This window comes from Longimicrobiales bacterium, from assembly GCA_028823235.1.
In the GTDB taxonomy this organism is placed as follows: Bacteria; Gemmatimonadota; Gemmatimonadetes; order Longimicrobiales; family Gaopeijiaceae; genus UBA2589.
In genome coordinates, this window is the sequence record JAPKBW010000048.1 from 1 (window position 1) to 5,600 (window position 5,600).

At 62.0% G+C, this 5,600-nt stretch carries 4 protein-coding genes; 2 read left to right on the plus strand and 2 right to left on the minus strand.

What is annotated here, in order from left to right; genetic code table 11:
• Positions 1-586 precede the first annotated feature (586 nt).
• Together OSA81_13190 and OSA81_13195 are read left to right on the plus strand one after the other, a co-directional pair.
• Positions 587-2,254, plus strand: coding sequence for an amidohydrolase family protein (locus OSA81_13190; GenBank protein MDE0899956.1), 1,668 nt, complete (start codon positions 587-589; stop codon positions 2,252-2,254).
• On the plus strand, positions 2,247-3,203 hold the full coding sequence (locus OSA81_13195; GenBank protein MDE0899957.1) for a GTP-binding protein: 957 nt from the start codon (positions 2,247-2,249) through the stop codon (positions 3,201-3,203). Before OSA81_13190 ends, OSA81_13195 begins: the two co-directional genes overlap by 8 nt.
• Before the next feature lie 6 nt (positions 3,204-3,209).
• On the opposite strand, the gene OSA81_13200 is transcribed toward OSA81_13195, so the two are convergent.
• Positions 3,210-4,073 (minus strand): alpha/beta hydrolase, encoded by an 864-nt coding sequence (locus tag OSA81_13200; GenBank protein MDE0899958.1) that lies wholly within the window; start codon positions 4,071-4,073, stop codon positions 3,210-3,212.
• Positions 4,074-4,712: 639 nt separating this feature from the next.
• A partial coding sequence (locus OSA81_13205; GenBank protein MDE0899959.1) for an alpha/beta hydrolase occupies positions 4,713-5,600 on the minus strand: 888 nt, incomplete at its 5' end.

A 5,600-nucleotide genomic window follows, 5' to 3' on the forward strand; every position in this document is an offset into this window, starting at 1 on the left:
TTCTGGCACAACGTCCGAGCCTGGGCGTTATGTTAAATCCCCAGGGGAGCCCGTGGCGGGCAACGCACATGGCACCCCGTCCTGACCCATCTCGGACTGAAGCATCCGCCCGGATGAACGCACGGCCCCCGAGCCCCTCTACGAGCGATCCCGGGTGCCATGCGCTCAGACAGAAGAGTTAGGAGCGATTGCGCCGACGGCCCTTGCCCTCAGGGCCTGTTCGTCCGAGGCTGACCAGCAGGGGATGTGGTCCGACAACGGCGATAGCTCCAATTCGTTCAACTACACCGCCGGGGGCGACGCGGGTTGCTTGGTGTTTCGCGAAACTCTTAGACATGTCCCCGAACCGACCACCGCGCTTAATGAATACAAAACTCGAATCGACTGAAAATTGAATTAAACGTAAGACTCGTTCCCGGCTCAACGAGCAGGGCATTCGAGCGCGCTTCCGGCACAACCCGGGTATGGGCGTTATGTTGAATCGCTATGGGGAGTCCCGTGCCGGGGCCCCGGCCGGTCTAGTGTCGGCCCCTGGGAGCGAGCCAACACGTGGGTTGGGATGCGTCGATGAGGAAGAGGAAAACTTATGGACAGGTTGCGCGTGTTTACCGCGGGACAGATCCGGACGATGGATCCGGGGCGGCCGACTGCAACGGCGGTAGCGGTGTCCGAGGGACGGATCGTGTCGATCGGTTCGCTGGAATCGATGCAGCCTTGGTTGAGGCGGGTCGATCACGAGGTCGATGACACCTATTCCGATCGTGTGCTCGTCCCTGGTCTGATTGACCCGCACACTCATCTGCGGATGTCGGGCACGTTCATGGGGCTCGACTACGTGGGCCCCATCCCGTGCCAAAGCCCAAGCGGACTGGTGCGGGGCCTCGACGATCGTGCCGCAGTCCTTGCTCGGCTCAAAGATCTTGTGACGTCCATCGATGATCCGACCCGCCCGGTTGTCACTTGGGGGTATGACCCCGGCAGTCAGGGCGGTCACCTCGACCGAGACATGCTGGATCAGATCTCCGACACCGTGCCGATCTGGGTTCTCTCATACGCCCCTCATATTGTTTACACGAACACGCCGATGATAAAACGCATCGGGGTCACCGACGAAACCAGCGCTCACGGCCTCGGTCGGTATCCCGATGGACGACTCAATGGTTGGTTCATCGAGACTGGTGCGGTCGGGATGGCTGTCGCTCCGGTAGCTGAGTACGTGTACCGCCCTGGCTTCGGGGTCGAGGCCTTGAGTCGGCAGGCAGCGGTTGCAGTCCGCAACGGGGTCACCACCACAGCGGACATGATCTGGGGGGCTGAGTCGTTCGAGCGTGAGTGGGATGACCACGAAGAAGTGATCAGCGCTGGCGGTTTCCCCCTCCGCGTTTTGCTGGTGCCCTTCCACTCGCGGCTCGAGACAAAGTACGGCGATGGCCGGATCGACTTTCTCCGCTCGATGAAGGAACGCAACACCGATCAGCTCGCAGTGCACGGGGTGAAGTTCGTGAACGACGGCTCGTACCCGTCTATGACATTGAAGCTTAACTTCCCGGGCTACCTTGATGGCGAGGAGGGCCTCACCGGTGAGGTGCCGTGGGAAGACATGGTCGAGACCATGTGGCCGTACTGGAAGGAAGGAATCCAGATCCACTCTCACGCAAACGGTGATCAGACGATAGATATGACCCTCGACACCCTCGCCGAACTCCAGTCCCGCAAGCCTCGGTTCGATCACCGTTTCACGATCGAGCACTACAGCATCAGCACCGTGGCCCAAGGCCGAAGGCTCGCAGCGCTCGGCGGGATGGCCAGCGTCAACCCGTATTTCGTTCACTACCGATCCTTGATTCATTCCGAGAGTGGGTTCGGGCCGGACCGGGCGGCTGTGACGGCTCGCCTCGGCACACTCGAACAAGCAGGGGCCATGTTCACGCTGCACTCTGACTACAACCTTGTCGTCGGTCCAATGGCGCCGCTCACCGCAGCATGGGTTGCGGTGAACCGGCTCGCTGCCGATGGGGAGACGGTCATGGCCCCTGGAGAGCGAATCTCGGTTGATCGTGCCATGCGCGCCATCACCACCGATGCCGCGTTCGTGCTGCGACGTGACCATGACATCGGCAGCCTCGAGGTCGGCAAGCTGGCCGACTTCGCTGTGCTCGGCGACGACCCATACGAGGTTGACCCGGCCAAGCTCAAGGATATTCCCGTCCTAGGGACTGTTCTGGGTGGTGTGCCCCACGCTGCTAATGACTGACAGCGCAGATCGGCTCCACTACGAGTGGGACGCGCTTGTCTCGATGATCCAGGCACCAATTCCGCCTGCCGATGAACAGCCGACGACGCGGGTGCCGGTGACGGTCGTGGGTGGGTTCCTCGGGGCTGGCAAGACCACGCTGCTCCGCCACCTTCTCACCTCCCACCACGGACTGCGCATCTCTGTCGTGGTCAACGATCTGGGTGAGGTCAACATCGATGCCGAGCTCCTCGCATCGGTTGCTGCCGAGCGAATCGATCTCAGCAATGGTTGCAGTTGCTGCACTCTGGGACCCGACCTCGCTCGATCCTTGCTCGAACTGGCAGGCCGGTCGCCGACACCCGATGCCATCATTATCGAGACCAGTGGCGTCGGCGATCCGACCGGAATCGCAACCGTCATAGCGGCCGAGCCCCGTCTCCGTCTCGATGGAATCATCACCGTGGTCGACGCAAGCTCGCTCGCCGACAGGCTCGACGAACCAGCCCTCGCTCCTCTGATCCAACGCCAACTCGACGCTGCTCACATCGTTGTCCTCTCACGTTCGGATCAACTCAGTGCTACCGAGCTGGCCAACCTCACCCAACGGCTCGCAGCACTGGCCCCCGGACGCCCCGTGATCCCCGTTGAGCACGGTCGCCTCGATCCGTCCGTCGCCATCTCGGCAGCATCACGGGGCGCCCGCCCCGAACCCGCACGAGCGGGAGCTTCCATTGCCGGATTCGTCACGTCGACGCTGGATCTACCGACCCCGATTTCTCGCGGTGAACTGATCGCACGACTGGAGAGCCTGAATGTGCTCAGAGTGAAAGGGTTCGTCGAGCTAATCGACGCTCCTGGACGATCTCACCTCGTCCAGATGGTCGGCCGATCATGGACACTCGACGACTGGGGTCCACTCAGCGACGACCAGAAAATCGGTCGTCTCGTGACCGTCAGCCTGAAGTAGCGAGGCTCACCGAGACGTGTCGGCCGCGATGAAGTCGCGCAGGAGCGCGAACGCGCGATCCGGGTCGTCATGCCATACCCCATGACCGGCGTTCTCGAAGCGTTCGAACCGTACAATAGAGGGGTCAAGATGGGCAACGATATCTTCGCTGTCCTCGATCGGGGTGACCGGGTCGTGCGCACCCGCCGTCACCAACGTGGGGCAGGTCACATGGCGGAGATCGGCGAGATGGTCCATTGCGTGCCAGACCCCACCGAGCGTGTGAAACGCAACAGCCACTTCTTTGCGAAAGACCGCAGTTTGAAACGCGGGACCCTGCGGAGTGGGGTTGTACAGCGGCATGCAATGCTCGCCATAGGCAGCGAAAGTCGATAGGTCGCCGATCCGCTCGAGGCTGTCGAGTGCCGCCTCACGTGCGACCTCTCCGCCAAGCCGATCGAAGACCACGGCGCACCGCTGCGGGTCTAGTCGTGCCTGCGTGCTCGATAAGATGAGTTTGCCTGGGTGATCTGGATGCCTGATGCCATAAACCGCCGCCACCATCCCGCCGGCTGAATTCCCGAGAACGACGGGCTTGTCGATCTCGAGTGCATCGCAGAACCCAACGAGATCGTCGGCCCAGCCCTCGAGGCTGTACTGCCCGTTCGGGTCGTCGTCGCTTCGCCCGCATCCCCGCATATCCAGGTAGACGACCCGGAAAAAATCCTCCAACAACGCGAAGTCAGGCCGGAATGCGGTGTGGTCAGAGAAACCCGGCGCCCCATGCAACACGATCAGCGTCGGCCGCTCTGTTGCGTGACTCGCTTCGTAGTCGAGATGCTTACCGCCGACCTCGAAGAACAGCCGTGCACCGTTTACTTCAACCCTCATGAAACTCTCCCTGATTCGCGGACAAGTTAGCTGACCCGCCATTCGAGCTCGATACTGCTCGCCCAGAATCCCCACACACGGCTCCAAGCCAGCGTCAGGGAACGGCCGAGGACCGGATAGTTATGGAGGGGTTAGGACACTCAGGCTGCTTTTGTCACAACGTCCGAGCATGGGCGTTATGTTGAGTTCTGATGACGAAGCCTGTGCCCCGCTCGGCATCAGAACCAACACTGCTGCCAGAATGTACCTTCGCAAAACGATCCCCTTCCAGAGGCGAGTGGTGTGGCCCCATACTGGCAGGAGCCGGCTTCTAATCGCTGCTTTGGGACTCTAAGTGCCGTATTGGCCAGCTCGATCCAAGTCGATGCGCATGGCCAGCTTGGCTGGCCCGGGATTCCCACCGCCTCCACCACTTCGCCCTTTGAAATCGGGATCTTGGCCGCCCCGGTTTCGGGCCAGGGAGAAATCCCAGCGGGGTGGGCCAACTCGTTCACCACGGCGCCGATTCGCTCCGAGCATCGGCGCGAGACGAACGTGATGCAATGATTGCGGCGATTCCCGAGAAGAAGCGCGGGATCTTCCTCGCGATGGCCTTGGTGCGCCGCGCCCCAACATGGCCGTCGAGATTCTTGCGAGTGACTATGAGTTGGTGGCTCTGGCTGCCCGGCGGACGGAAGGGTCGTCGCTTTCCGAGTGACGTCCAAGCGCGTCCGCGATGTCTTCGATGCACGCGTCCGCGTAGTCCCAGACGCCGACTTTGTCGAGAAATGCGTGGTTCAGGCCGTTGTACCGGATCGCGCGGGTTGAGACGCCCTCTGCGGCTAGCTTTTTCGCATACGCCTCGCCCTGGTCCCGGATGAAGCAGTACTCGGCTGTCAGAATCAGCGCCGGCGGCATAAACGACACGTCTTTGGCGAGCCACGGTGAACAGCGCGGATCCGCCAGCTGTTCGGGTCGATCAACATAGACCGAAGCCATGAAGCTCCCGAGGTCCATGCCCCCCGAACCCTCCTGGGGGCCGTGCTCTTCGTCATGGCGCCCGGACAGGTCGACGCCGGGATAGATCAACACCTGCTGAGAAATCGGCGGCCCGCCGCGCTCGTGCGCGAGCAGGCAACAAACGGTCGCGAAGTTGGCGCCCGCGCTGTCTCCCGCAACCACTAGACGAGTCGGATCTCCGCCGAGCTCGCTGCCGTGCTGCGCGGCCCACTCGATCGCGGCATAACAGTCTTCGAGACCGGCCGGAAACTTGTGTTCCGGTGCCAGGCGATAGTCGACGTTGATTACGATATGGCCTCCGCGATCGGCGATGCCACGTCCGATGTTCTCGACGCAGTCGACGCTCCCTCCGACCCAGCCGCCGCCGTGAAAATAGAGCAGGATCGGAAGATCGACCCCTTCGGGCGTGTAAATTCGAACCGGGATCTCGCCCTGGGGTCCGGGGATCGAGAGATGGCGGGTCGCGACCTTTCCGGTTGCAATGTCCCGGTTAGGGAAGCCCATCATCCTGCGCATCAGCTTGACGAT